Genomic DNA, 25570 nt, shown 5'->3' with positions numbered 1-25570 from the left:
ACGACGCACCCAAAAACCGGAGAAAAAGACATGAAAAAAATAGCACTGATTATTTTGGCAAGCATCGCACTCAGCAGTTGTGCAAACGTCAAAGCCTATCAACGCGGATTGCTCGGCGACCAAATTATGGACCCCGGCAGCCAGTTCGCCAAACAAAAGCTCGATGAAAAATTTTTCAGCACCCGCGAAGGCAGCATTGGCGGGGAAACAGGCATCGGTGGCGGCTGTGGCTGCGCGAAATAATGAAACTTGCCGCGAATATGGGTAGCGTCCAGAATTATGTGTAAACAGTTAATCGAAACCGGAGCTTCTCAAAAAAAGCATTCAAAGCAGGAGCTTTGAACGAGAATGTGAAAAAACAACACTAAACCGCAGAGATCGCGAAGTTCACAGCGAAAAGATTTGGTAATGAAAAAAACAATTCAAAAAACGGCATTTTTCAGAACTTCAGCCCCGGGAATTTCAGCGTTCTCTGCAACCTCGGCGGTTAAAAAAAGGAAATCATCAACCCGAAATACCATGAAACGAACCATTTCGACCATCATATTTTTGCTGATTGCGCAGCAGTTGGCATTCTCGCAGGAAGAAAAATTGAGCTTCACGACCTACTATTTTTCTGATAGCGGGAGCAACAGCGTCACCACCAACGCGCTGAACCTGGCGAAACGACTGTTCAGTAAAACCATGTTTTTTCTGGATTTGGAGCTGGACAATGTGTACGTGCCGCCTGTCGATGGCGTGTCCGGCGCAACCCGTCCGGCACGGCAGAAAAACGAGCCGTTCGAGAAATCGCGCGGACAAATTATCCTCGGCGTGGAGCAGGGCATTGACGATGTGACCAATATCGCGGCCAATTTTTACCACAGCCAGGAGCTGGATTATCGCTCCAATTCGGTCATCGGTTCGGTTTCGCGGGAGATGTTTGAGAAAAACACAAAATTGATGCTGCGCGGTCAGTTCACGCAGGACGAAGTCGGGAAAATTCTCGAAAATGGCGATCTCGAAACATTCGACAAATGGACGGTTTCCGGCAAAGCCGCGATCGGGCAAATTCTCTCCCCGACCACCGTGCTCGATCTCAGCTACGATCTGGTGATCCACAATGGCTATTTGAGCGATCCGTATCGTCAGGTGAAGGTTTTTGATGCGCTGAACGCGTTTGAAACGGTGGCGGAAAGCCATCCGGACACGCGAATCCGGCACGCGATTTCGGGGAAAATCAGCCATTTTCTGGAGCCGGTAAGTGCATCAATTTCAGGAAATTACCGCTTCTATTTTGACGACTGGAATGTCAGCTCGCATACGGTTGAAACGCAGTTCAACAAATACGTTTTTGAGGATTTGATTTTGCGGCTGAACTACCGGTTTTACACACAGGGCGCAGCGGAATTTTGGCAGGAGCGCTATTCGGATGCGGTGGTGGAAAACGGCGATTTCCGCACGGCGGATTACAAATTGCAGTCGTTCAATTCCAATAATTTCGGGCTGAGCCTGACCTATTTATTGAGCGGCATTGCCGAATCGCGGCGGGATTTGCAGTTTCTCGAAAATGCCTCCATCGAGGCACGTTACTTCAGATATTTCAATACGTTAGACTTTTCAGCGAATATCGTTCAATTGAATCTCAATTTTGGATTTTAACAATAAAGTGCTCAACCGCAGGGTCTGCGAAGTTCGCAGAGCAGACGGAAATCAAGGGAAAAAAAGCATCGTTTTCTTTACGCTCTCAGCGCATCCTGCGGTTGGCTTTTATTGAAAATTTTGGAAAAATCATCCAACAGGAAAGAAGGGTATCATGAAAATACGGATGTTCATTTTGCTGGGCGTGTGTGTTTGGGCAGGGTTTTCAGTGAATGCACAACCGAAAAACGGTGATCGCGGCGCATTTTTTGCCAAATTGCCGGATGATGCGGTGTTGGAAATGTTGATTGATGAGTTGCAGCACGCAGCGCAACACAGCCGGATGGACCTGCTCGCCAATCACCGGGCGGTGCAGCAACTGGTGGCAAACCAGCCGGAAATGTTGAATGAATTGAGTTTGGTGCTGGCTGCAAATCGTGGAAAAATAAATATTTATCGCGCAGAAAGCGCGGCAGTGATTGAGTTGGAAAACGGCAGCCGGATGAATCTCGCCAAAACCAACGGCGGTTGGCAGATCAGCGATTTTCAATCGCTTGCGGCGCAGGCAGCAACGGCGCAATCGGTTGCCGAACACAGTTTTTTTGATGCGACCGGTCCGGGATATTCCGCCGGTCAAACCTTTCGCAGCGTCGCGATTGACAAAGATTTGGGCATCCGGCGACTCAACCGAACGGTTTCGGAAAACCGGATCAACCGGAAATTGTTTGGCGCACCGGAAAAAAGCGCATCGTATTATCGCGCCACTTACGCCAAAACCGCGCCGTATGTGCGCAGCAATTATGTGCAGTTTGTGATCGATAGCGAATGGAATCGTGTGGTTTACGGCAATCTCGGCAAGTGGATCAAATCGTATGACGATGTGATCGGTCCCGCAGCCATCGCGGTGGACACCGACGGTCGTGTGTTCATCGGCGAAAGCGGGCGAAACCGCATCAGCGTGCTGCAACTCGATGTTGCGAACGGCGACGGTGATCTGCGATTTTTATTCGCCATCGAAGGCATCGGCGATCCGGTGGCTATCGCAACGGATGATGCCGGCACGCCGCTGGATGTTTCCGACGATGCGTTGATCGTTGCGGACGCCTCCAAAAATGAATTGATTAACTTCAAAATTTACAATAGTTACGCTGAGAGAATCGGTGGGACATCAGTCGTTGAAAATCCACAATCCATAGCGGTAGGAAAGTGGAACGGCGTCAGCAGCGGGCTGGTTTATGTCGCTGATGACGCCGGTCAACGGCTGAAAATTTTTGCCCCGGAAAACGGCGAATTGCGTGCGGTTCGCGAATTGCAAATGGCGCCGGGCACTATTCTTCAGCAGATCAAATCAGATCATTTTGGAAATATTTTTGCAGTCGATGCCAATCGCCAACGATTGTTGAAATTTGCACCGGATCTCACTTTGCTGGACGAAATGAACTCGGAAAGCGGCGGATTTTCCGGTCTCGCCAGCGTAGAAATTCCGTTCGGCAGAATTTTAGTTGAGGGCGAAGGTGAATATTGGAGCGGTTTCGACCAGCTATTTACGGTGGAGCGGTGGCAGGAAAACGCCGGCGCGCAGCGGATGCAGCTCGGCACCGCCATTCACGATGCCCGTTTTGCCAGCGACGACCGCACCGGCGATGTGCTCACCCGTTTTACGGTAACGGATGCAGCGCATCTGCGTGCCCAAATCTGGGATGCGGAAGGAAATCCGGTGCGGGATGTCGCGAATTCCTGGATTTCCGCCGGACAAAAAACGGTGGCGTTCGAGCGCCGTGATGACAACGGGCAATTGCTCCCGGGCGGGAATTATCAATTGACCATCAGCGCGAAATCACCCTATCGCGATGAGCAAACCGAGCTGGTTGCGGATGTGTATCTGCCACTATTTTACAGCCTGAATTGCGGCGATGACGTTGCGGAAGCCGCATTTCTGCAGCGCGGCGACGCCGTAAAATGGGGCGATTTGCCGTCGCAATCCGCAACCCGCGATGCCGAGAGTGTGGTGTATCATTTCGCAGGGCTTGATCCGAACGGCGAATATGCGTTGAATCTGGCAGCCGTTGCCAATGACGGAAAATTACGACATCAGCGGGTGTTTGTAAATGATAATATTGAACTTACGTCGCTATCGTTTTCGGAGAAAATTCGGGAAACCGGATTCGTCGATTTGCCAAAAGCGGCATTCGCCGATGGCGCAATCACGATTTCGGTGGAAAGAGACGGGCAAAATGATGTGTGGGTCAGCCAGATGATGCTGAAAGAAACCGGGCGCAGTTTCGCGGTGATCAGCGCTGGCGATAAATCCGTGTTGCCGGAAGGCTACGAATTGGCGGACAACTTCCCGAATCCGTTCAACCCGGAAACCACCATTCGTTTTCGCACACCGCAAACCGGCGTGGTGCGTTTGGAAATTTTCAATATTTTGGGACAAAAAGTGGCGGAATTGGTCAATCGCGAATTGCCGTCCGGCGAACACGCTGCGCGATGGAACGGTGCCAATTCAGCGGGTGAGCAGGTTGCCAGCGGATTCTATTTTTATCGCCTAACTGCCGGCACATTCCAGCAAACCCGGCGAATGCTGCTGCTCAAGTAAGGTCACGGCGCTGCCGTTCCCAAAGGATAAAGGATAAATTTATTCGGTTGTAAACAATTGAAATACTTTGTTTTATCCCCATCGTTCGGGCACGTCGGTGCCGTGCCCCTACATTTTGTTTTTTATCCTTTACCCTTTATCCTTTTTACTTAAAAAATCTCCTCTCCTCGCTCCCCCGCAGGATGCTTTGGAATAGAGTGTCCTGCGGTTTATTTAAAATTATCATCAAAATAACAGATCTCCTCTCCTCAGCGGGGCGTGTAGTGCGTGGCACTGCGCGTCTCGTTTTTTATAACATTCCATCTCGTTATTTCTCCAAAAATTTTAGGTGCATTTTGTGCATTGTAATGCAATTTAAATCTCCTGAAATTTATCCGAGATCATGTTTGTTTGATAATTAAATGCTGTAAATTATTAATTTTTAATTGTTTATGACAGTATAGAAAAATCGATTCGTTTTGGTATGTTAGTTGCCTTCTCCATAAGTGGTTGACATTGCTCATGTAATTTTCTCAGTATTATTTTCTTATACTATCTACTTATGGAGGATTTATGTTTAAAAAGATTATTGGACTATTTGGAAAATTACTGCCACTAATTATAACAACAAGTTTGTGGTCACAAAGCTGGGTACCGTTACAAAATCCAACAGGACAAACGTTGCGCTCCATTTCGATGCAAACAAGTACCGATGGATGGATTTGTGGCGATGCGGGAACTGTTCTTCACACAGCCGATGGCTGGAACACTTGGTCATCGCAATTTCTGGGTGGGAACGATTTAGGTGGTTTGGCTTTTTTTGACAGTGCGACAGGTGTTGTGGTTGGGGATGGCGGTAGAATATTTTATACACACGATGGTGGGAACCAATGGACTGAGACAAGTGCATCGGGATTTTCAAGAAAATTACAGGCGGTAGCCTGGGGAAGCAATCAGGTTGTTTGGGCAGCTGGGCGGGATGGTGCAGTTTTAAAATCTGCGGATTCCGGAGTTAGCTGGAGCTTGCAAAATACCGGGATTCAGGAGCGCCTGTATTCTGTCGCTGCAATCGGATCAGATAGCGTTTGGGCAGTCGGTGATGATGGAATGATCATTCACAGTTCTGATGGTGGGGCAACTTGGGTAACACAAGCTTCAGGGATCAATGGGCAGTTAAATTCTATTCATTTTGTTTCCAGCTCACTCGGTTATTTATGTGGCGAATCACAAGTTAAATATACCTCAAATGGCGGTCAAACCTGGGTTTTTCGATCCACCGGGATTCTCGAACCATTGAACAGTGTGTTTTTTCTCGATGAAATTAGTGGATGGGCTGTTGGTGAAGCCGGAACGATTTATCATACAACCAATGGTGGCCAATTCTGGGCACAACAACTCAGCTCTGTTGCAGACGAACTGCACGATGTTTGTTTTGTCAGCCCAAATGTCGGATGGGCAATCGGAGATTTTGGCAGGCTGTTGTTTTATGACACCAGCACACCGATTGTTCAAAAATGGATACCGGGAACCAGCCAAATTTCATCGCCATTGAGTGGCACATATATGATCAACGATCAGGAAATTTGGGCTTGTGGTGAGGGTGGAATGTTGCTCCACTCATTAAATGCCGGTTCGAATTGGAGTGTCACAAATATTAACGGAAAAGATCTCAACGATGTTGTTTTTCGTGATATTCAAACTGCAATCGTTGTGGGCGATACAACAATTCGTACGGCAGATGGTGGTGTTTCATGGGATGCCGTTGCGGGTTTGGACACTGTTGAGCAACTGCGCGGTGTTGCGTGGGGCGATGGCGATATTGTTTGGGCAGCAGGAAATAATGGCGTCATCACTCGCTCAACAGATGCCGGACAAAATTGGACAGTGCTCAACAGTGGTGTTTCCGTTCGGTTCCGGGCAATTGCTGCAAGTGGTTCGGATCTCGCATGGGTAGCTGGAGAAGAAGGCGTTGTTCTGCACACATCTGATGCAGGAAACAGTTGGTCACTTCAAAATACAAACACGCTCAAAAAGTTTGATGATATTCAGTTCCTCTCAGCAACAACCGGTTATGCGTGTGGCAGTGGGTCAAATGTAATTTATACTTCAGATGGTGGGCAAACTTGGGTGCAACGGGATAATGGTATCCTTACTGGACTGAACGGAATCCATTTTTTGAATGAACAAAAAGGATGGGCAGTTGGCAGCTTCGGAACGATTTTCGCAACAACAGACGGTGGGCTGAACTGGATTCAGGAATACGGTGGTGTTTCCCAGGATTTGAACGATGTCAATTTTTCATCAGAGGGGCATGGCTTGATCGTTGGAAATTCAGGTATTGTTCTGCGATATGATCCATTGGCAACAGCAATTGCAAATGAACCCGAACAATCAATGGTAAAAGAGTTTGAGTTGCTGCAAAACTACCCAAACCCTTTTAACCCGACAACCACAATTCCATTGTCGATCCATAACAATTCTCGGGTTAAGTTGAGTATATACAACATTTCCGGTCAGCAAGTGAAAGTGTTGTATGAAGGTACATTGCAATACGGGCAACATGAATTCCATTGGAATGGCGATGATCAAAATAACAATCTGGTATCATCCGGAATATATTTTTATACACTTACTATGGATTCTCGTGAATCTGTGTCAAAAAAATTAATTCTGATTCGCTGACAAACTACCAAAATCTGGCAAATAAAAAAAACCACCGGAAAATCCCATCTCCGGTGGTTTTTATAAAAAAATATTTATAAATACTTATTATCTGATGTTACGCTGGTCAAAAACATCTCGGAACCAGCATCCTGAGTAACGCCGAAGGCGTGTATCGAAGGGTGCGGCATTTCATTGATAGACCGCACCCCTTCGACAAGCTCAGGACGGTGCTTCGATACGCCCGAAGCGGGCTACTCAGGATGCTAATTTATCGATAATCGGATGCTTGTGCGTAACATCAGTTATTATAATCAAGCTTTAACTACTGTCGAGCCAGCCAGTTATAAATAAATTCATATCGCAAAATCTGGCGATCCCACGAATAATCCTGCGCCATGCCGTTGCGCATCAACTTCAGCCAGGCATCTTTATTTTGATAGGTCGAATAGGCGTAATCCATCGCCCAGCGGAGGCTGTCGCCGTTGAAATATTCGAATACAAATCCGGTGCCGGTTTGGTGCTCCCAATCGTAAAGCTCGACCGTGTCCGCCAGCCCGCCGGTTTTGCGAACGATAGGCACTGTGCCGTATTTCAGGCTGTAAATCTGGTTCAATCCGCAGGGTTCGTATCGCGAGGGCATCACAAACATATCGCTGCCCGCTTCGATGAGATGCGCCAATGCCTCGTTGTAACCATCATAAAAACAGAGCTTTGTGGGAAAATGATTTTGGGCGCTGTAAAAGAAATTGGTGTATTTCGATTCGCCGCTGCCGAGCACGGTAAAGCGCACATCGTGATTCGCCAAAAAATCGAACAGCGTTTCGTACAGCAGCTCAAAGCCTTTTTGCACGGTCAACCGCGAAACGATGCCGTAAACCGGTACGTCCGGGCTGTATGGTAACCCCAATTGCTGCAGTAAAAATTGTTTGTTTTTCTGTTTGCCGGAGAGGTCGTCCGGGGAAAATTTATAGGGAATGTGCACATCATTTTCCGGGCTCCATTCGTGGTAATCCACCCCGTTGACGATACCCACCAGTCGGTTACTGCGCTGCCGCAAAATGAAATCCATGCCCGCACCGTATTCCGGCGTCTGGATTTCTTTGGCGTAAGTATCGCTCACGGTCGTGATGATATCGCTGTTGAGCAACCCGATTTTCATGAAATTAATCATATTGCCGGCGAGATCGTCCTGCGGCAGCTTATCGCGAAATTCGCCGAGTTTCAGTTTGTCCACCGTTTCTGCAGAGAAAACGCCCTGATAGCCGATATTGTGGATCGTCAGCACGGTTTTGGTGCGCTGAAACAGCCCGTCCCATGCGTACAGCGTTTTGAGATATAGCGGAATCAACCCGGTTTGCCAATCGTTGCAATGCATGATTTCCGGCGACCAGCCCATGCGCTGGCAGCTTTCGATTGCAGCACGCGACAGCATCGCGTAGCGTAAATATTCGTCGCCGTCATTTGTATAAATTTTGCCGCGATTGTAAAGCCCCGGGCAGTGAATAAAATAAGTTTCTGCGCCGGAACCGGGTAATTTTGTGGTCAAAACGCTAAAATTGAGGGTGAATCCGCCAAATTCAACCGGGATATTTTGCAGAAAATCTACCGGGTGAAAATCCTGTCCGGCGTGTTTCAGCACATCGTAATAGGGCATGAACAAACGGATATCGTGACCGCGCTGATTCAGGTATTTGCCCAACGCACCGGAGACATCCGCCAGTCCGCCGGTTTTGGCAAATGGCACAATTTCGGAAGATACGAAACATATATTCATGAGGATCTCGATTCTGTAGTTGCAATTCGCTGTTCACTGATGAAATGTGGTGCAAAATAACACAACGCGGCGTAAAAAACAAAGGTGTCCGGTGAAAAATATTTGGTCACGTCAGCCTTGTTTCGTTACGGAAACTGCCGGCAAAATTTTTCCGCTAACCTCACCAAAACCAACCCGATAGCCATCCCCTTTACACCAGCCGGTCAGCGAGAGTGTGTCGCCATCCTGCAGAAAACTGCGCGTTTCCGACGGCGATATTTTCAGCGGTTTTGTGCCGCGCCAGGCGAGCTCCAGCATGCTGCCGTAGCTATCCGGCGTCGGTCCGCTGATGGTGCCGGAAGCCATCAAGTCGCCCGGGCGAACGTTGCAGCCGCTCACCGTGTGATGCGCCAGTTGCTGCTCAACGCTCCAGTACATGTATTTCAGGTTCGATTGGCTGATTCGCGCTGCGTCGGGCATTTGCGCAGATTTGAGGCGCACTTCGAGTGTGATATCCACCGCGTTGTCGCCGGACTGCCGGAGGTAGGGCAGCGGCACCGGATCTTGCACCGGGCCCGCGCATCGAAACGGCGCCAGTGCCGCCATCGGCACCACCCACGGCGAAATGGAGGTAGCAAAGTTTTTCGCCAAAAACGGACCGAGCGGCACATATTCCCATTTCTGGATATCGCGGGCGCTCCAGTCGTTGACAATCACCATCCCGAAAATATGCTCGGCGGCGTTTTCCGGCGAAATCGGTTGTCCGAGCGCATTTCCCGGACCGGTGAAAAATCCCATTTCCAACTCGAAATCCAGCAAACGACAGGGTCCGAATGTCGGTGCGTCCGCGTCGTCTGCTTTCGATTGCCCGTTGGGGCGATGCACCGGCGTTCCACTGATCACCACGGAGCTGGCACGCCCGTGATAGCCGACCGGCACCCATTTCCAGTTGGGCAACAGCGCGTTGTTTTTGTCGCGGAACATCGTTCCAACATTTGTGGCGTGATATTCCGACGAATAGAAATCGGTGTAATCGCCAATATTTACAGGTAGTTGCATCTCGGTATCTTTTTGGGGAATCAATACGGTTTCGCGCATTTTCTGGTTGTCACGCAGTGTTGAAACATCGTGCCGAAGCAACTCGCTGATGCGTTCGCGAACGGATTGCCAAACGGCATTTCCCGCGCCCATAAACTTGTTGAGCACAGCCTCGCCGGCAAAATAGCGCGTTTTCGTGTTCAGCAATCCGGCGGATTCGAGTTCGGATAAATCCAGCACAAATTCGCCAATAGCAACGCCGATGTGCGAATCGCCGCCGGATTTCCGGCGAAACACGCCATACGGCAAATTCTGGATCGGGAAATGCGAATCGGGTGAAACATCGATGAACGATTTCAGTTTCGGATCGGTTGTCGCGTCATATTTTTTCATAATCAACTATCTGTTTTTGGTTTTTGGTGATGATTGTTTCCGGAATGCCAAAAATGCAGAATACGGTCGAGACGGTTCCGCACAGATTACAACAAATTCAACGCTGCCAAATCCTCGCGCGGTTCGTCAAAACTGCAACTGCCGAAAGAGGTGAAGCCATTTTCGCGGTTTTTGCGGATGTCGCTTTCGGAGGCGCGCATGCCTTGCCAGGCAAACGCCCGGCGGGTAAAAATAAAGTTTCCGGCATCTTCGTCGGCGATGATTTCCTCAATTTCGCCGGTGTCCAAACCGTGCACATCCGCCAAAACCATTGCGCCGATAACGTTCAAAAATCCGTGCATTTTTACGCCGGCCGCAGCGTTGAAATGGCGAACCGGGTGGTGCAATCCCGCTGTCGCTTTCAACGGAACGTTGAATCGCAAACAGGTGTTGATCACCGTGGCGATCTGCTCGGCGTCCGGATACATCTGCGGCTCCACGCCACCACAGCGAATTTTGAATCCGGCACGTTGGGCGGTCGGAGCATCGCCATCTGAATCTTTCAGGGATAAATTAAACGCCGTGATTGCGCGAATTGTGGTGCTCAACGCTTCCCGCCAATTGGATGTGAGGGTGATTTCGTAAAACGGAATGACGGCGGAATGGCTTATTTTTGCCAATGCCAGCGCGTTTTCTTCGATCAGCGATTGCAGCGTAGCCACATCCGGTTTGGCAATGAGCGCATCCGGCAGCCGCGTTTCGTAAACTTCCACAGCCACGCGGTTTTCGTGAAATGCCAGAAATGTGTTGATATCAGCAACATCTTTTGCCAGCCGTGCGGCAAACAGTTTGGTATCTTTTCCGCCGCTGCCCAACACGGAAAAACGGAACGGTTCGTCCGTTTCGAAAAGGGAATTTTTATAGGCATCCAGTTCGCGCAGCCGGCTGGCCGGGCAAATAAAGCGACCAAGCATCCAGGCGTCGTCAAGGGTGCGGTAGTTGGCGTATTGGGTGATTGCGGCATCCATTCCCAGTTCTGCCGGTGGAAAAAGACCGGCAAAATCGATAGCGCCGGACATCATTTGCTGAATAATTTTATGCATTATTGTTGATTTTCTCCAAACAGGTTTTTGCGATTGTGCCGCAAAATTTAAGAAAGTTTCCATGCAAATCAAACCGGCAAACAAATTGTTTGTTCACACAAAAGCCGTTGTTTTGAGTCGTTTTTCACCCACCGGCGTATAAAAAAGGGAAAATACTTGCATTATCGCGGATCAATTTTATATTGAAAAACTGCCAACTGAAAATACCTGCGAAATTTTCTTGGCTTAGACTTCTCCAAATTTGTGGTCTGGTCGCTGAGGACGATGCTACTTCTGAAAACCTTACTGAAGCCGGATAACTCCGCAAACTGCAAATGATTGATGTTTTTTTTGCCCGTTATAATCAGGGTTTAACCAACTCAAAAGGAGGATTTGCAAACATTAACCGTTAACTAAAAAGGAGGTTGCCAATGAAACCGTTGACAACTAACCTGGGTGAAAAGAAAAGTTATAAAGCATATTCGCTGCATAACTTTCGCCAAATTCCTCAACTGCAACGCCTGTCTGAGTCCGATATTTTTGATATCGAGGTTGTTGGGCATGTATTCCCGTTTAAGACCAACCAATATGTTGTAGACGAGCTGATTGAATGGGACAATGTTCCCAACGATCCCATGTTTGTGCTTACTTTCCCCCAAAAAGGAATGTTGGAATCGCATCATTTTAATGAAATGGCCGATGCGATTCGGAAAAAAGTGGATAAGCGCACACTCAACGAAATTGCCAACCGGATCCGCATTCAGCTCAATCCGCACCCTGCCGGACAAATGGATTTTAACGTCCCGCAACTGGATGGGCAAAAACTCACCGGAATTCAGCATAAATATCAGGAAACCATGCTGTTTTTCCCGAAACAGGGGCAAACCTGTCACGCATATTGCACCTTTTGTTTCCGTTGGCCACAGTTTGTTGGCATCGATGAATGGAAATTCGCGATGAAGGAAACCGAACTGGTGATCGAATATTTGCGTCGCAATCCGCAGGTCACAGATATCATTTTCACCGGTGGTGATCCGATGGTGATGAGCCCCAAAATTATTGCCGGATATATCGATGCGCTGCTGGATGCCAATTTGCCGAACTTGCAAAATATTCGTATCGGCAGCAAATCGCTGAGTTATTGGCCATACAAATTCACCACGGACAAAGGCGCAGATGACGTGTTGCGTGTGTTCGAACGGGTTCACAAAGCCGGCAAACACCTTGCATTTATGGGACATTTTTGCCATCCGCGTGAATTGCAAACACCCGCTGTTCAGCAGGCGATACGCCGAATTTTGGATACCGGCGCTCACATTCGCACCCAGTCGCCATTGCTCCGGCATATTAACGATACATCCAAAGCATGGGTAAAAATGTGGCGCGAACAGGTGCGTTTGGGCTGCATTCCGTATTATATGTTTGTGGTGCGGGATACCGGCGCGCAACATTATTTTGGCGTTCCGCTGGTGCGGGCGCATCGCATATTTAAGGAAGCTTACCAAAGCGTGAGTGGTATTGCCAGAACCGTTCGCGGTCCGAGCATGTCCTGCAATCCTGGCAAAGTGCAGGTGCTGGGCGTTGAGGAAATCAAAGGGGAACGTGTGATTGCACTCAGTATGATCCAGGGTAAAAATCCGAATTGGGTAAACCGACCGTTTTTCGCGAAGTATGACGAAAACGCCATTTGGCTGAACGACCTGCAACCCGCATTCGGAAAAAGCGCTTTCTTTTTTGAACGGGAACTGGCGCAGATAAACCGTGCCCGCAGCCAAACTTACGAAACCGGAAAGGCTGTTGAGAAATCCGGATATCCGGAGTACTTGATTACCAGTTGAGTTTTTCCCAGCCGGTAACTTTATAAAATATATCATCTGATCACAAAAATTCAGCCAGATTAACGGAAAATTTACCGTTTTATCTGGCTGTTTTTTTTGTGGCGGCAGCCTAAAGTCACTAATTCTTTCGCATCTTTCGCCGATGATGAATGTTGAAAAGTAAGTTTTTTAATGAATGTTGAGGGGTAAAAAGATGTCCCAGTCGCTGAATAGCGTGGATGCAAAAAAGAAGCTATTTTCAATAAAACGGTTGCCGGCCAGTCCGCGCATCGTTCAGGAAGTTATCGATTTGTGGAAAGATCCCAATACATCGATGAAGCAGTACGAACAGACCATCGGGAAAGATCCCGGATTGACTGCCGAAGTGCTGAAAGTGGTGAACTCTCCATATTACGGACTCAAAAACCGGGTGAGCAATTTGCGAATGGCGTTATCGATGCTCGGGCTACGGGAAGCCTACCGGATTGTGGCAAACCGGGGATTTTATGCCGTTTTCAAATCGGTTTTCAAAAATGCCAAATTTGATATCAATCTGGTTTGGCAGCATAGCCAAACCACTGCAAATGTTGCATTTGCGTTGGCAGAAAAATTTTTGCCGAACCAATCATCCGATGCATACGTTGCCGGATTGCTTCACGATGTCGGCAAGTTATGCATGGCGCAGTTTTTCCCGGAAGAATGGGAAGAATTGATGGCGGGATATGTCTGGCAAAAGGATGAAGGCTTGGACATGGAGGAAAAATTTTTCGGGATAACCCACGCGGAACTCGGTGCTGTGTTAATGGTTCGCTGGAATATTCCCAAAGAAATTGTTCTGCCGGTGCGTTACCATCACGACCCGTATTCAGCAACGGACATGCGAGATCTGGTAAACATAATTTATTATGCGGAAAAAATCTCAACGCACATGATGACGGAAGTTAACCGCAGCCAGATCAATGAGTATTTTGTGGAAAATTCAACCTGGTTCCGGATGCGCGAGGATTTTCCAGAAATGAATTTGCTGGAAAACGAAGCGTTGTTCGAAGAGCTCCAAAAATCAATTTCTCAGGAAATGTAACACCCGTTTTTTTACCACTCAAATGGAATGAAATTGCAGTCCGGCGGGGGCACCTCGCCGGATTTTCCTTTTTTAGCACACATCAGCCAGGCTTCGCCACTGCCCACATTCTGATAACCGAAATAAACGCCGGCAGGAATCACCAGCCATTGCGGCTGTTGCTCACCGAAAAATAATTCGTTAATTTCACCAAACGTTGCAGAATCGCGGCGCGCGTCGAATAACGCAACGCGGATATCGCCACGGATGCAGGCCACGCAACAATCCGATGGATGCACCAGCCATTGCCGGATAACGTTTTTGCGCAGAATTTCCATCCGGGAAGGCGCATCTGCCGCAAAAGAAAAGCCCGGAGCGAGCGCGATTTCTCTACCCCGGGCATTGTAATTTATTTCAATCAATTGTTGTTGAATGCCATCAATCATAAACGTTTAAACCAATGCTTCTTTAGCGGATTCTGTCAGAACTTCGTCAAAATATTCGATGGTTTTTACCAAACCTTGTTCCAATTTAACCGTCGGTTGCCAATTCAGTTTTTCTTTTGCCAGTGAAATATCCGGTTTGCGTTGGGTGGGATCATCCTGAGGTAGCGGTAAATTGATAATTTTTGAACGCGAATTGGTCAGTTTGATAACCTGTTCCGCCAATTCCAGAATCGTAAATTCATCCGGATTGCCCAAATTCACCGGTCCGATAAAATTATTTTGCTCCATCATTTTCAGCGCACCATTCACCAAGTCAGTTACGAAACAGAACGAACGGGTTTGCTGCCCCTGTCCGTAAACCGTAATATCCTGATTCCGCAACGCCTGAATGATAAAATTACTTACCACCCGACCATCGTTCACAGCCATTCGTGGTCCGTAAGTGTTAAAAATGCGGATGATACGGACATCAACGCGGTTCTGGCGATAATAATCCATCGTCAGCGTTTCGGCAACGCGCTTGCCTTCGTCGTAACAGCTGCGCGGGCCGATCGGGTTGACATTTCCCCAATAGCTTTCTTTTTGGGGATGCACCGCCGGATCGCCGTAAACCTCGGATGTCGAGGCTTGCAAAATGCGTGCTTTCACCCGTTTTGCCATTCCCAACATGTTTATGGTGCCCATCACGTTGGTTTTCACAGTTTTCACCGGATTGTATTGATAATGAACCGGTGATGCCGGGCAGGCAAAATGGAAAATCCGGTCCACTTCCAGAAATATCGGCATGGTGATATCGTGGCGGATCAGCTCAAAATTTTTATTATCCATCATGCTGATAATATTACGTTTACTGCCGGTAAAAAAATTATCCAGACAGATAACATCGTGACCCGCTTTCAGCAATTCTTCGCATAAATACGATCCGATAAAACCGGCGCCACCCGTAACCAAAACTCGCTTCATATAATTTCTCCGTTGTTCAGATATAAAGATTGTCGAAAAAATGTGTGAAAATCAAGTGATTCTCAAAATTTGAAATGCACAAAAAGCTGCACTCATACTTTAAACACTGGAAAACCGGTGTCGCCAGTCCTTTGGCAGCGGATTGTGACTCACAAACTCATCAGGTTTGATGGGATTAATTTTTCTAATACAAACTTATCATCGGGAGAAAACCTGAAAAAATAAGCGTGTTTTTTAATTTACGGTTGTGGCGGGTAGCTGTTTTGATTTAAAACAATAAATTGATAAAAAAATATATGTTCGGAGGGGAGTAAAAAATTGCAGATAAACGGTTAGGCAAAATGCCCGTTAACTTGCGTTAACGAGCAATTCTTCTTTATTGGTTCTGCCATCGAGCAGGTGAATAATTCGTTGACCGTATTGGGCATTTTTTTCGGAATGGGTGACTTGCACGATGGTGGTACCCTCGCTGTGCAATTTTTTGAAAACATTCATTATTTCTTCACCCTGAGCGGAGTTGAGATTGCCGGTTGGTTCGTCCGCCAGCAATAATTTGGGGCTGGATATCAGCGCGCGCGCGATGCCGACCAACTGTTGCTGTCCGCCGGAAAGCTGGTTGGGGAACAAATCCTTTTTGCCAACGATGTTGAAACGGTCGAGAATATCGCAAACCATGGCTTTGCGCTCGCCGGATTTCACTTTTTTGTAGAGCAGCGGCGTTTCGATGTTTTCGTAAACGGTCAGCTCGTCGATGAGGTGATACGCCTGGAACACAAACCCGATATGGTTTTTGTGCAACTCCGAACGCTGGCGTTCGCTGAGCTTGTGCACCGGCTCGCCCAGAAAAGTGTAATCGCCGCCGTTGGGCGAATCCAGCATGCCTAAAATGTGCAATAATGTCGATTTGCCGGAACCGGACGGACCCATGATTGTCACAAATTCGCCCGCGTTGATTGACAAATCGATATCCTGCAACACATACGTTTTCACGAAGTTGTTGGAATAATATTTGAAAATGTTGCGCAATTCTATCATTGAAAATCCATTGATTGTTGTCCAAAGCATGTGCGGCGATTTGCGCCGCGATTTTTTGTATTTCCAAAATATTTTAAATTTGGAAACGCTCTTTGATGTTTTCGGTAACCACATGCCCGTCGAACAAATGGATGACGCGGTGGCTGTATTCCGCATATCCCGGGGAGTGGGTAACCATGATAATCGTTGTGCCTTCTTCATTGAGCTGGGTGAGCAGGTTCATCACTTCGTCGCCGTGGGCGGAATCGAGGTTTCCGGTCGGTTCGTCTGCAAGAATCAGCTTTTGTCCGCCAACAACTGCCCGCGCCACTGCCACGCGCTGCTGCTGACCACCGGAAAGCTGCTGCGGAAAGTGGTTCACGCGATGCATAATTTCCATTCGTTCCAGCACTTTGTTCACCCGTTCTTTGCGTTCGGCTGTGGGCACGCCAAGATACAACAGTGGTAATTCCACGTTTTCGAACACCGTCAATTCGTCGATCAGGTTAAAACTTTGGAAAATAAAACCGATATTTTCCTTTCGCATATTCGATCGCTGGCGCTCGGTATATTTGGATACTTCTTTCCCGAGAAAATGATATTCGCCTTTGCTGGGATTGTCCAACAGCCCCAAAATGTTCAGCAATGTGGATTTGCCACAACCGGATGGTCCCATAATCGCGACAAATTCGCCATCCTTAATTTCAATATTTACAGAGTTTAAGGCAGTTGTCTCGACCTCTTCTGTGGTGTAGAGTTTCTGTAAATTGACGGTTCGTATCATAATGTTTCTCCTGAAATGTTATCAGTCTTTGATGACCAGTTTATCAATATCGCCATAGTTATCGTATGAAGAGGTGATGACCTTTTCGCCGGGTTGCAGCCCTTCGAGCACTTCAAAAACCTGGGTATTTTGCCGCCCGAGCCGGATGTTCCGTTTGGTGGCAACTTCACCGGAAGGATCGACAACATACACCCAATTCCCGCCGGTTTTCTGGAAAAAACCACCTCGATCGAGCATCACAGCTTCGGAAAGGTCGCCCAATTCCAGCCGGACGCGTGCGGTTTGTCCGCGCCGGATGCCCTCCGGTTCTTCCCCGTCAAATTCCATATCCACTTCAAAGCGACCGTTGGTCACTTCCGGATAAATTTTACGTGTCGTCATCTGATACGTTTCACCGGCAAAATCAAATGCGCCGGATTGCCCGATGCCGATCCGCGCAATGTAGTGTTCATCCACCGCGACGCGAACCTTAAATCCATCCAAAACATCAAGTTGCCCGATGCGCTCACCTTGCGATTTTGATTCACCGATTTCGGCATTCAACGAGGTGAGCTGTCCGCCGATCGGTGCGCGAATGGTCAAATTTTCCAGCCGTTTCTGCGCAATGCGCAGATTGTCATCCAGCCGGTCCAACGAACTTTCGAGCTGTTTGAGCTGCACATCCTGAAAAATGGAGTCGCGTTTAAACGCTTCCAGATTCAGTTTTTGGCGACGCACTTCAAACTCAAAATCATCTTTTGCCTGCAAATAATCATCTTTGGAAATGAGGTTGGCTTCGTGCAATTCTTTCTGGCGTTCGTAAATGCGCTGCAATCGCCGGATTTCGTACTCGCGATTGATGAGCAGTTCGCGACCGCGGGTGCGGTTTTGGTCGAGATTGAAGCGGGTGTTGGTGAGCAGGTTGCGCTGTTCTACCACCTGCGCATCCTGATTGGAAATTTGAATGAGCAAGCTGGTGTTTTCCAGCCGTAAAATCGGGTCACCGGCTTTGAGAAGCGTGCCGGCTTCGCAATAAATGGTGTCCACCTGCCCGCCTTCGATGGCGTCCAGATACACTGTTTTGATGGGCATAACCGTACCGGTCACCACAATAAATTCCTGAAAATCGCCGCGATACACCGTGCTGATGCTCAGTTTTTCCTTCTCAACATTCAGGCGCGAGCCGTAATCGCCAAACCCGATGTTGTAAATCAGAAACAGCAGAAACAAACTGCCGAGCGCGAGGTAGGTTATGCGTTTTGTCGTCCAGGTTTTTTTTTCGATCTTTCGATCCATGGAAATGTAGCCTTGTTTTTAAGTTTAACCGTTTCGCCGAAAATATGGCTGCCAATTACTTAAACCAATTTCGTGCCAGCGATGTAATTGCTTGTTAAAATTGAGCTTAGCCGCAATTTGATTTCGAGGAAGTGTTCGCTCGATACACATACACTGTTCGAAAACGGACATCCGCAAGTTACTTTTCAATCCTTATAAATCAAAATTCGGGTGAAATAAAAATTCAGTTGACAAATTGGCATAGTTAGTTAACTTTGAAACTGTTGCAAATGTAACTAATGTTTAAACGTGAAAGTGTTGAATGGATTTTAAGTTAAATGATTCGATCGGGTATATTGTGAACCTGGTCGGGCGGGAAATGGCGCACACGCTCCGGAAAGCATTTTTGGCGGAAAATTTGGATATCACGCCGGAGCAATGGGGCGTTTTGGCCATGCTGAAAGAGCAGGACGGGCGCAACCAGATGGAAATCGCCTGCCTGCATTTCCGCGATAAAGCCAATATTACCCGGTTGCTCGACGGGCTGGAACGGCGCGATCTGGTTCGCCGCGAACAGGATCCCAACGATCGCCGAAACAACCTGATTTTTCTCTCCCAAAACGGGAATGTGATGTTCGATCGATTGTTACCCATCGTAAAAAGAACCCTTGAAAAAGTGGCCGAACCACTATCTCCGGAAGAATTGGCGTTGCTGAAATCTTTATTGCATCGCTTACACGACCATCTGTATGAGGATTTAAATGTTGCGGCAAAAAAAATATAATTGACACGATAGGCAACATTCACTATTGTGGGTGCTCACTGGAATAATCAGATTTGTGATAATTTTTGAATAGTCGACCCCAAATACGATTGAATATAGAATTGCCGGACAATCTGCAACGATTGCAATTGCCGGGCACAAAAACAATATTAACCGATGCGAAGGTACGGTAATGAAAACAGTTGTAAAAATATTAATTTCTGTGGCAATTCTTGCCGGTGGCGTTTTTCTGATGCAGGTTTTGGCCAGTTTTAAAACCGATCCGCCGGTGCGCCAACCGCAGATCCGTCCAAAATTTGTGCAAGCGCAAGTTGTGCAATTGAGCGACATCCCGGCGTCTGTTTCGGCGTTCGGGCGAATTTCATCCGCTCAGCCCATCTCGCTGATCAGCGAAGTGAATGGCGAAATGCAGTCTGGCAACATTCCGTTCCAGCCCGGACAATCCTTTAAACGCGGTCAGTTGATTGCTAAAATTGACGATCGGCAAATCCGGCTGGATTTGAACAGCGCCAAAAGCGATTTGCTGAACGCACTGGCGCAGGTGCTTCCGGAAATCAAAATCGATTTTCCCGGCGAATTTCCCAAATGGCAACAATATTTTGAAAGCATCGAATTTGGTAAAAAACTGGCACCGTTGCCGGAAGTTGAAGACAGCAAAATTAAGTTGTTTCTGGCGCGATTCAACGTGTACAAACTTTATTTCACCGTGCAGAATTTAGAAATCAATTTGCAGAAACACTTTTTTTACGCGCCGTTTGACGGTGCGATAACCACCACCGGACTTCGGGTTGGCGCAACGGCACGCAACGGCACGCAACTCGGTGAAATCATCAATTTGGAAGATCTGGAAGTGGAAGTGCCGGTGAGCACCAACGATCTGCGCTGGGTCAATCGCGGCGGAACCATTCGGTTCACATCCAACGAGTTGCCCGGCGAGTGGTTTGGGAAAATCAAACGGATCGGCAAAACCATCGATCCGCAAACACAGACGGTTCCGGTGTATATTTCCATCACCAAAAATGCCGGCGATGTGGTTTACGACGGTATTTTCCTCAATGCCAAAATTCCCGGGGAAATTGTCGGAAATGCTTTTGTTGTGCCAAACAACGCACTATACGAAGAACAATATGTGTATCTCGTTAAAGATGGCAGACTAAAATATCAGCCGGTAAATGTGGTGCGTCATCAAACGGAATCTGTAATTGTAAACAGCGGATTGCAAAATGGCGATACCTTGGTGGTTGAGTTGTTGCAAGGCGTTGCACCGGGAATGCCCGCGACAGCGGAGCTGTTAAGCATGGCTGAAAGGAGTGGCAAATGAAGCGGCTCATCGCTTTTTTTGTAAAATATACCGTTTGGGCGAATGTGCTGATGCTCAGTGTGTTCGTTTTCGGGTTGATTTTTTTGAGCGACATGCGCTATTCGTTTTTCCCGGAAACGGAGTCGCGGAATATTGCGATTCAGGTGCCTTTTCCGGGCGCATCGCCGGAGGAGGTTGAGGAAGGCGTAGTGCTCAAAATCGAGGAAAGCATCGACGGGCTGGAAGGCATCGAGCGCATCACCTCAATTTCCAGGGAAAATATCGGCACGATTAACATCGAAGTGCTGAAAGGCTACGATGTTGAAAAAGTTCTGACGGATGTAAAAAATGCAGTTGACCGAATCAACTCATTTCCGCAGGACAGTGAAAAGCCCATCATTTTTGAGCAGGATGCTTTTTCGCGTGCGGTTGAAATTGTGGTGTATGGGCAAGCCGATTTATACAACATGAAAGTGATCGCCGAGGAATTGCGCGACCGTTTGCTGGCGACACCGGAAATTTCGCAAGTGCGCGTCTCCGGTGTGCCGAATCTGGAATTTTCCATCGAGCTTTCCGAAGCGAATATGCGCCGTTACGGATTAACGTTTAGCGAAGTTTCCAACCAAATCGGTGCGGCAAATGTGAACATCTCCGGCGGTAAATTTGAAACCGAGGGCGAGGAAATTCTCATTCGCGCCTACGGCAGAAATTATTTTGCGAATGAACTGAAATCAATGGTGATTCGCGGTCGCAGCGACGGGCAGGTGATTCGCTTGCAGGACATCGCTACCATCACCGAAAAATGGGAAGACGTGCCCGATCGTGTGTATTACAACGGGCAAAAAGCGGTGGTGCTGAATGTTGAAAAAACGCTCGATGAAGATATTATCGCCGTTCGCGATAAAGCGTTTGAGCTGGTTGACGAGTTCAATCTGCAGAATGGACAGGTTCAGGCGGTGGTGTGGGTGGATCAAACCGTATCGTTGCGCCAACGGCTGGATTTGCTGACATACAACGGATTGTTCGGCTTCTTTTTGGTAGTGGTTATCCTCGGGTTTTTTCTCAACTTACGATTGTCTTTTTGGGCGAGTATCGGCATTCCGTTTTCATTTGCGGGGATGTTCATTATCGCCGGATTGGTGGGAATTACCATCAACGTCATTTCGCTATTCGGGATGATTCTGGTGGTCGGTATCATCGTGGATGACGCAATTGTGGTGGGGGAAAATATTTTCGCCCATTACGAAAGCGGGAAAACAGCGCTGCAAGCCGCCATCGACGGGGCGCTGGAGGTGGTTGGTCCAGTGTTTACTTCCATCGCGACAACCGTTATTGCCTTTGCGCCATTCTTTTTTCTGGATGGATTTATCGGGCAATTCATTTGGAACATGGCGTTGGTGGTTATCGCATCGTTAGTATGGTCGCTGGTTGAGGCATTCCTGATTTTGCCGGCGCACCTGGCGCACTCCAAAGCGTTGCAGCCCAAACAAAGGGAAAGCAAAACCCGCCAACGCATCGAAAAATGGCTGAATGCCTTTACTTACAAATTTTACCAACCGGTTTTGGAAGCTGCGTTGCGCAATAAATCAATTACGCTGGTTGTGCCGGTTGCGCTGGTGTTTATCACCGTTGGGTTGGTGAAGGGTGGATTTATTGGATTTACGCCGTTCCCGTTTATCGATCGCGATACGCTGCCGATCAACCTGACGCTCGTCACCGGGCGACAGGAAGCGGATACCGATTCCATTTTGGCCGAAATTGAAAAAGCCGTTTGGGAAGTGAACGCCGAAATGACCGCTGAACGGGAAGACAGCCTGACCGTCATCGAGGGAGTGAAGCGCGATGTCGGGCAAAATTCACTCGGCGAAAGCGGCAGCCACGCCGGAATGCTGACCCTCAAACTGCTCGATGGCGAAGCGCGGCAGATGGACAGTTTTATTATCGCCAATCGCATTCGCGATAAAGTGGGCATTGTGCCGGAAGCCCGCACCGTTACGTTCACCCAAACCAGTTTTTTCGGGCGCGATGTGTCTGTCAGTTTGCTCGGCAACAACCTCAGCGAGTTGGACAAAGCCCGCGATCTGCTGGTTGCCGAACTCGAAAATTTTAGCAATTTAAAAGATATCACCGATTCCAATCAGGAAGGCCGCCGGGAGATCAACATTCAGTTGAAACCGCGTGCCTACGCGTTGGGGCTTACCCTCCGCGATGTTGCCGGGCAGGTTCGCCAGGGATTTTTCGGGCAGGAAATCCAGCGTATCCAGCGCGGTCGCGATGAAATCCGGGTGTGGGTGCGTTACCGCGAACAGGATCGTTCGGCGCTCGGTTTTCTGGATCAGATGCGCATTCGCATCGGCAATCAGGAATATCCCTTTACCGAACTGGCAACCTATTCCATCGATCGCGGCATTGCCGCCATCCAGCGACTGGACGGTATGCGCGAGATAAAAGTGGAAGCCTCCCGCGCAGATGCCACGGAAGACCTCCCGCCGATCACCGACAAAGTGCAAAACGAAGTGATTCCCCGGGTGCTGTCGCAGGTTACCGGTGTGCGCGTTTCGTTCGAAGGATCGTCGCGTGATCAGGTTAAATTCCGGCGCTCGATGCAGCGAGCGTTTCCCGTAGCGATGCTCATCATGTTCATCGCGCTCATTCTGGTGTTCCGTTCATATATTCAGGCGATATTGATTTTCGGGATCATTCCGCTGGCCGTGATGTGCGCCGTTTGGGGACACGGCATTCAGGGTATTCAGATCAACACGCTCTCAATTTACGGTATTATTGCACTTACGGGAATTGTCATCAACGACAGCATTGTGCTGGTCGATAAAATCAATCGCAATTTGCGCGATGGCATGCCCATTTTCAAGGCAGTGCACGATGGTGCAATATCGCGTTTGCGACCGATTTTGCTCACCACATTCACAACCGTATTTGGGCTGATGCCGCTGATTTTCGAAACGAGTCGTCAGGCGCAATTCCTCATTCCGATGGCAGTATCGGTGGCTTACGGCATTTTGTTCGGCACGTTTGTGATGTTGCTGGTGGTGCCTGCGGGGTATCTCGTCATCAACGATTTGCGGGTGTTGTATGCACGATTGGTCAAAAAGGAAACACCGACACCGGAATCTGTCGAGCCGGCAGTAAAAGAAATGGATTCGCCGGCACTCGGTGTGTAATCGATTTTTTAGAAATGGTAAATCAATGAAAAACAATACGTTCGTTCGCACAATTGCGATACTTTTATTTGCACTTCCGGCGTTGGCGCAGCAGGCGCTGAGCATCGAAGATGCCATTCGTTTGGGATTGCAGAACAATTACAGCATCCGGATCGCCCGGGCAAATGCGGACATCGCCCGGAACAACGCCGGCAACGGCACCGCCGGATTTTTGCCGACGCTGAACGCCACCGGCAGCGTTGCCCTCGCCACCAGCGATCAGGAGAGCAGCAGTTCCAGCCCGGTCGCCGGGGTCGGGAAAACCGATACCGAAACGCTCAACGGGCAGATCGCACTGAGCTGGACCGTGTTCGACGGGTTTCGCATGTTTGCGGCCAACAGCCAGTTCCGGGCGTTGGCAAATCTGGGCGAAACCAGTGCGCGCGCTCAAATTGAGGGAACGGTCGTCGGCATTTTGACGGCGTATTTTAACCTCGTTCAGCAGCAGCAATTGTTGCAGGTGCAGCAGCAGGCGCTGGAAGTATCGCGCCAGCGGCTGGAAAAAGAGAAAGTGCGCCGGGAAGTGGGCGGCTCGTCCTCCACGGATTTGTTGAATGCACAAGTGTCGTTCAACAGCGATCGCTCCAATTTCATCAACCAGGAATTGGCGGTGCTCACCGCGCGCCAAAACCTCAATTTGCAATTGGCGCAGGATCCCGCAACCGAGATCACCGTCAGCGATGAAATGATTATCCCCGATTTGGGAATGAATTTCGATGCGTTGTTTGAACTCGCCGAACAGCGCAACAGCGCGTTGTTGGCCGCCGATTACAGTCGTCGCGCCGCAGCAGCGGGTGTGGGAACCGCCAATTCTGCGTTTCTCCCGCGCGTTAATCTGAACGCCAGCTACGGCTACACCGATCGCACCACCAAAAACGAAGTGACCAACCAGTTCCGCCCGCCGGAAACCAACACCACCAGCAAGGATGGCGCAGTCAGCCTCGGGCTGTCGTGGAATTTGTTCAACGGATTTCGCGATAACATCACCCGGCAGAACGCCAAAATCGAGGAAAAAATCAGCCGGTTGCAACTGGAAAATACCCGGATTCAACTGAACGGATCGCTGCGCGAAAAATACGAAACGTTTCGCAAACAAATGGAATTACTGGCTTTGGAACAGGAAAACGTGCAGGCTGCCCGCCAGAATTTGCAACTGCAACAAGAGCGTCTGCAACTCGGTTCCGTTTCGTCGCTGGAGTTCCGCGATGCGCAAATCAACCTCATCCGCGCCGAAACCGCGTTGATCACCGCCCGTTTCCGCGCCCGGATCACCCGGCTGGAAATCGACCAGCTCACCGGACAACTGAGTATCGAGTAACATATGGGCAAGTTTCTGGCAATAGGTTTGGGCGGATTTTTCGGTGCGGTTCTGCGATACTGGATATCCGAATGGGTGTTCGAGCTGTTTAAAGGCAGGTTTCCCGCCGGCACGCTGGCGGTTAACCTCGTCGGCTCATTTGTGCTCGGGTTGCTGATGGCGGTGTTCGAGAATTACCCGTTGCATCCGTTGCAGCCGAACATCAAGTTTTTTCTGGCAACCGGATTATTGGGTGCGTTCACCACGTTCTCTACTTTTTCGTTTGAAACACTGGTACTGCTGCAGGCCGGTTCTGTCGGCAAAGCCGCGTTGAATATTCTGTTGAGCGTTTGCATCGGTATCGCTGCGGCGCTCGCCGGTTACGGGTTGGGCAAATACATTTGATGGGTTTGTCATAAATTGTAGAGGCAATTCATTATGTAGTAGAGACAATTCATGAATTGTCTCTACAAATTACCGTTCCCGATTTAGCATTCATTTTGTTTCCTCCCCGAATAGCAATAAA

The 25570-nt window shown here is 48.7% G+C and carries 18 protein-coding genes and 1 pseudogene; 11 read left to right on the top strand and 8 right to left on the bottom strand.

The genetic code is table 11. The annotated features are described in order from the left end of the window. Window positions 1-30 precede the first annotated feature (30 nt). The 4 genes from H6629_02905 (at window position 31) to H6629_02890 (ending at window position 6880) form a co-directional block, all read left to right on the top strand. On the top strand, window positions 31-243 hold the full coding sequence (locus H6629_02905; GenBank protein MCB9066747.1) for a DUF4266 domain-containing protein: 213 nt from the start codon (window positions 31-33) through the stop codon (window positions 241-243). Window positions 244-519: 276 nt separating this feature from the next. Then, window positions 520-1641, top strand: coding sequence for a DUF3570 domain-containing protein (locus H6629_02900; GenBank protein MCB9066746.1), 1122 nt, complete (start codon window positions 520-522; stop codon window positions 1639-1641). Between the two features lie 154 nt (window positions 1642-1795). Beyond that, window positions 1796-4219 (top strand): T9SS type A sorting domain-containing protein, encoded by a 2424-nt coding sequence (locus H6629_02895; GenBank protein MCB9066745.1) that lies wholly within the window; start codon window positions 1796-1798, stop codon window positions 4217-4219. Between the two features lie 552 nt (window positions 4220-4771). Further along, on the top strand, window positions 4772-6880 hold the full coding sequence (locus H6629_02890) for a T9SS type A sorting domain-containing protein (GenBank protein ID MCB9066744.1): 2109 nt from the start codon (window positions 4772-4774) through the stop codon (window positions 6878-6880). Window positions 6881-7184: 304 nt separating this feature from the next. Here the strand turns inward: H6629_02890 and H6629_02885 are convergent, their stop codons facing one another. The 3 genes from H6629_02885 to H6629_02875 all read right to left on the bottom strand — a co-directional run bounded on the left by H6629_02885 (window position 7185) and on the right by H6629_02875 (window position 11128). After that, window positions 7185-8636 (bottom strand): glycogen synthase, encoded by a 1452-nt coding sequence (locus tag H6629_02885; GenBank protein MCB9066743.1) that lies wholly within the window; start codon window positions 8634-8636, stop codon window positions 7185-7187. 111 nt (window positions 8637-8747) lie between these two features. Continuing rightward, entirely contained in the window at window positions 8748-10046 is a 1299-nt protein-coding gene (fahA, locus tag H6629_02880; GenBank protein MCB9066742.1) for a fumarylacetoacetase, read from the bottom strand. 86 nt (window positions 10047-10132) lie between these two features. Beyond that, a complete protein-coding gene (locus H6629_02875) occupies window positions 10133-11128 on the bottom strand; it encodes a hypothetical protein (GenBank protein MCB9066741.1) in 996 nt (331 codons plus the stop codon). A gap of 410 nt (window positions 11129-11538) precedes the next feature. On the opposite strand from H6629_02875, the pseudogene H6629_02870 reads away from it, so the two are divergent. Further along, window positions 11539-12864: pseudogene (locus H6629_02870) on the top strand (lysine 2,3-aminomutase). Between the two features lie 274 nt (window positions 12865-13138). Beyond that, entirely contained in the window at window positions 13139-14005 is an 867-nt protein-coding gene (locus H6629_02865) for an HDOD domain-containing protein (GenBank protein MCB9066740.1), read from the top strand. Between the two features lie 11 nt (window positions 14006-14016). On the opposite strand, the gene H6629_02860 is transcribed toward H6629_02865, so the two are convergent. From H6629_02860 to H6629_02840, 5 genes are all read right to left on the bottom strand, one after another. After that, on the bottom strand, window positions 14017-14430 hold the full coding sequence (locus tag H6629_02860) for a dTDP-4-dehydrorhamnose 3,5-epimerase family protein (protein ID MCB9066739.1): 414 nt from the start codon (window positions 14428-14430) through the stop codon (window positions 14017-14019). A 6-nt stretch (window positions 14431-14436) separates the two neighbouring features. Beyond that, the gene (locus tag H6629_02855) at window positions 14437-15393 is read right to left on the bottom strand and encodes an SDR family oxidoreductase (protein MCB9066738.1); all 957 of its coding nucleotides are present in this window, start codon (window positions 15391-15393) and stop codon (window positions 14437-14439) included. Window positions 15394-15741: 348 nt separating this feature from the next. Next, the gene (locus H6629_02850; GenBank protein MCB9066737.1) at window positions 15742-16428 is read right to left on the bottom strand and encodes an ABC transporter ATP-binding protein; all 687 of its coding nucleotides are present in this window, start codon (window positions 16426-16428) and stop codon (window positions 15742-15744) included. Window positions 16429-16501: 73 nt separating this feature from the next. Then, complete coding sequence (locus tag H6629_02845) at window positions 16502-17191, bottom strand: ABC transporter ATP-binding protein (GenBank protein MCB9066736.1); 690 nt, start codon at window positions 17189-17191, stop codon at window positions 16502-16504. 21 nt (window positions 17192-17212) lie between these two features. Next, window positions 17213-18466 carry an efflux RND transporter periplasmic adaptor subunit gene (locus H6629_02840; GenBank protein MCB9066735.1) on the bottom strand — a complete coding sequence of 418 codons (1254 nt, stop codon included), beginning with the start codon at window positions 18464-18466 and terminating at the stop codon, window positions 17213-17215. Window positions 18467-18767: 301 nt separating this feature from the next. On the opposite strand from H6629_02840, the gene H6629_02835 reads away from it, so the two are divergent. The 5 genes from H6629_02835 (at window position 18768) to crcB (ending at window position 25449) form a co-directional block, all read left to right on the top strand. After that, a complete protein-coding gene (locus H6629_02835; GenBank protein ID MCB9066734.1) occupies window positions 18768-19229 on the top strand; it encodes a MarR family transcriptional regulator in 462 nt (153 codons plus the stop codon). Window positions 19230-19401: 172 nt separating this feature from the next. Then, window positions 19402-20550: an efflux RND transporter periplasmic adaptor subunit gene (locus H6629_02830; protein ID MCB9066733.1), complete on the top strand. Its 1149-nt coding sequence runs from the start codon at window positions 19402-19404 to the stop codon at window positions 20548-20550. Next, complete coding sequence (locus H6629_02825; GenBank protein ID MCB9066732.1) at window positions 20547-23708, top strand: efflux RND transporter permease subunit; 3162 nt, start codon at window positions 20547-20549, stop codon at window positions 23706-23708. The genes H6629_02830 and H6629_02825 overlap by 4 nt, the downstream gene beginning before the upstream one ends. A gap of 25 nt (window positions 23709-23733) precedes the next feature. After that, window positions 23734-25065 carry a TolC family protein gene (locus tag H6629_02820; GenBank protein MCB9066731.1) on the top strand — a complete coding sequence of 444 codons (1332 nt, stop codon included), beginning with the start codon at window positions 23734-23736 and terminating at the stop codon, window positions 25063-25065. Window positions 25066-25068: 3 nt separating this feature from the next. Further along, a complete protein-coding gene (gene crcB, locus H6629_02815; protein ID MCB9066730.1) occupies window positions 25069-25449 on the top strand; it encodes a fluoride efflux transporter CrcB in 381 nt (126 codons plus the stop codon). The last annotated feature ends 121 nt before the right edge of the window (window positions 25450-25570 follow it).

Source organism: Calditrichia bacterium, from assembly GCA_020634975.1.
Classification (GTDB): Bacteria; Calditrichota; Calditrichia; order RBG-13-44-9; family J075; genus JACKAQ01.
Note: the sequence above shows the minus strand (reverse complement) of the source record. Positions and strands in the feature narration are given on the sequence as shown.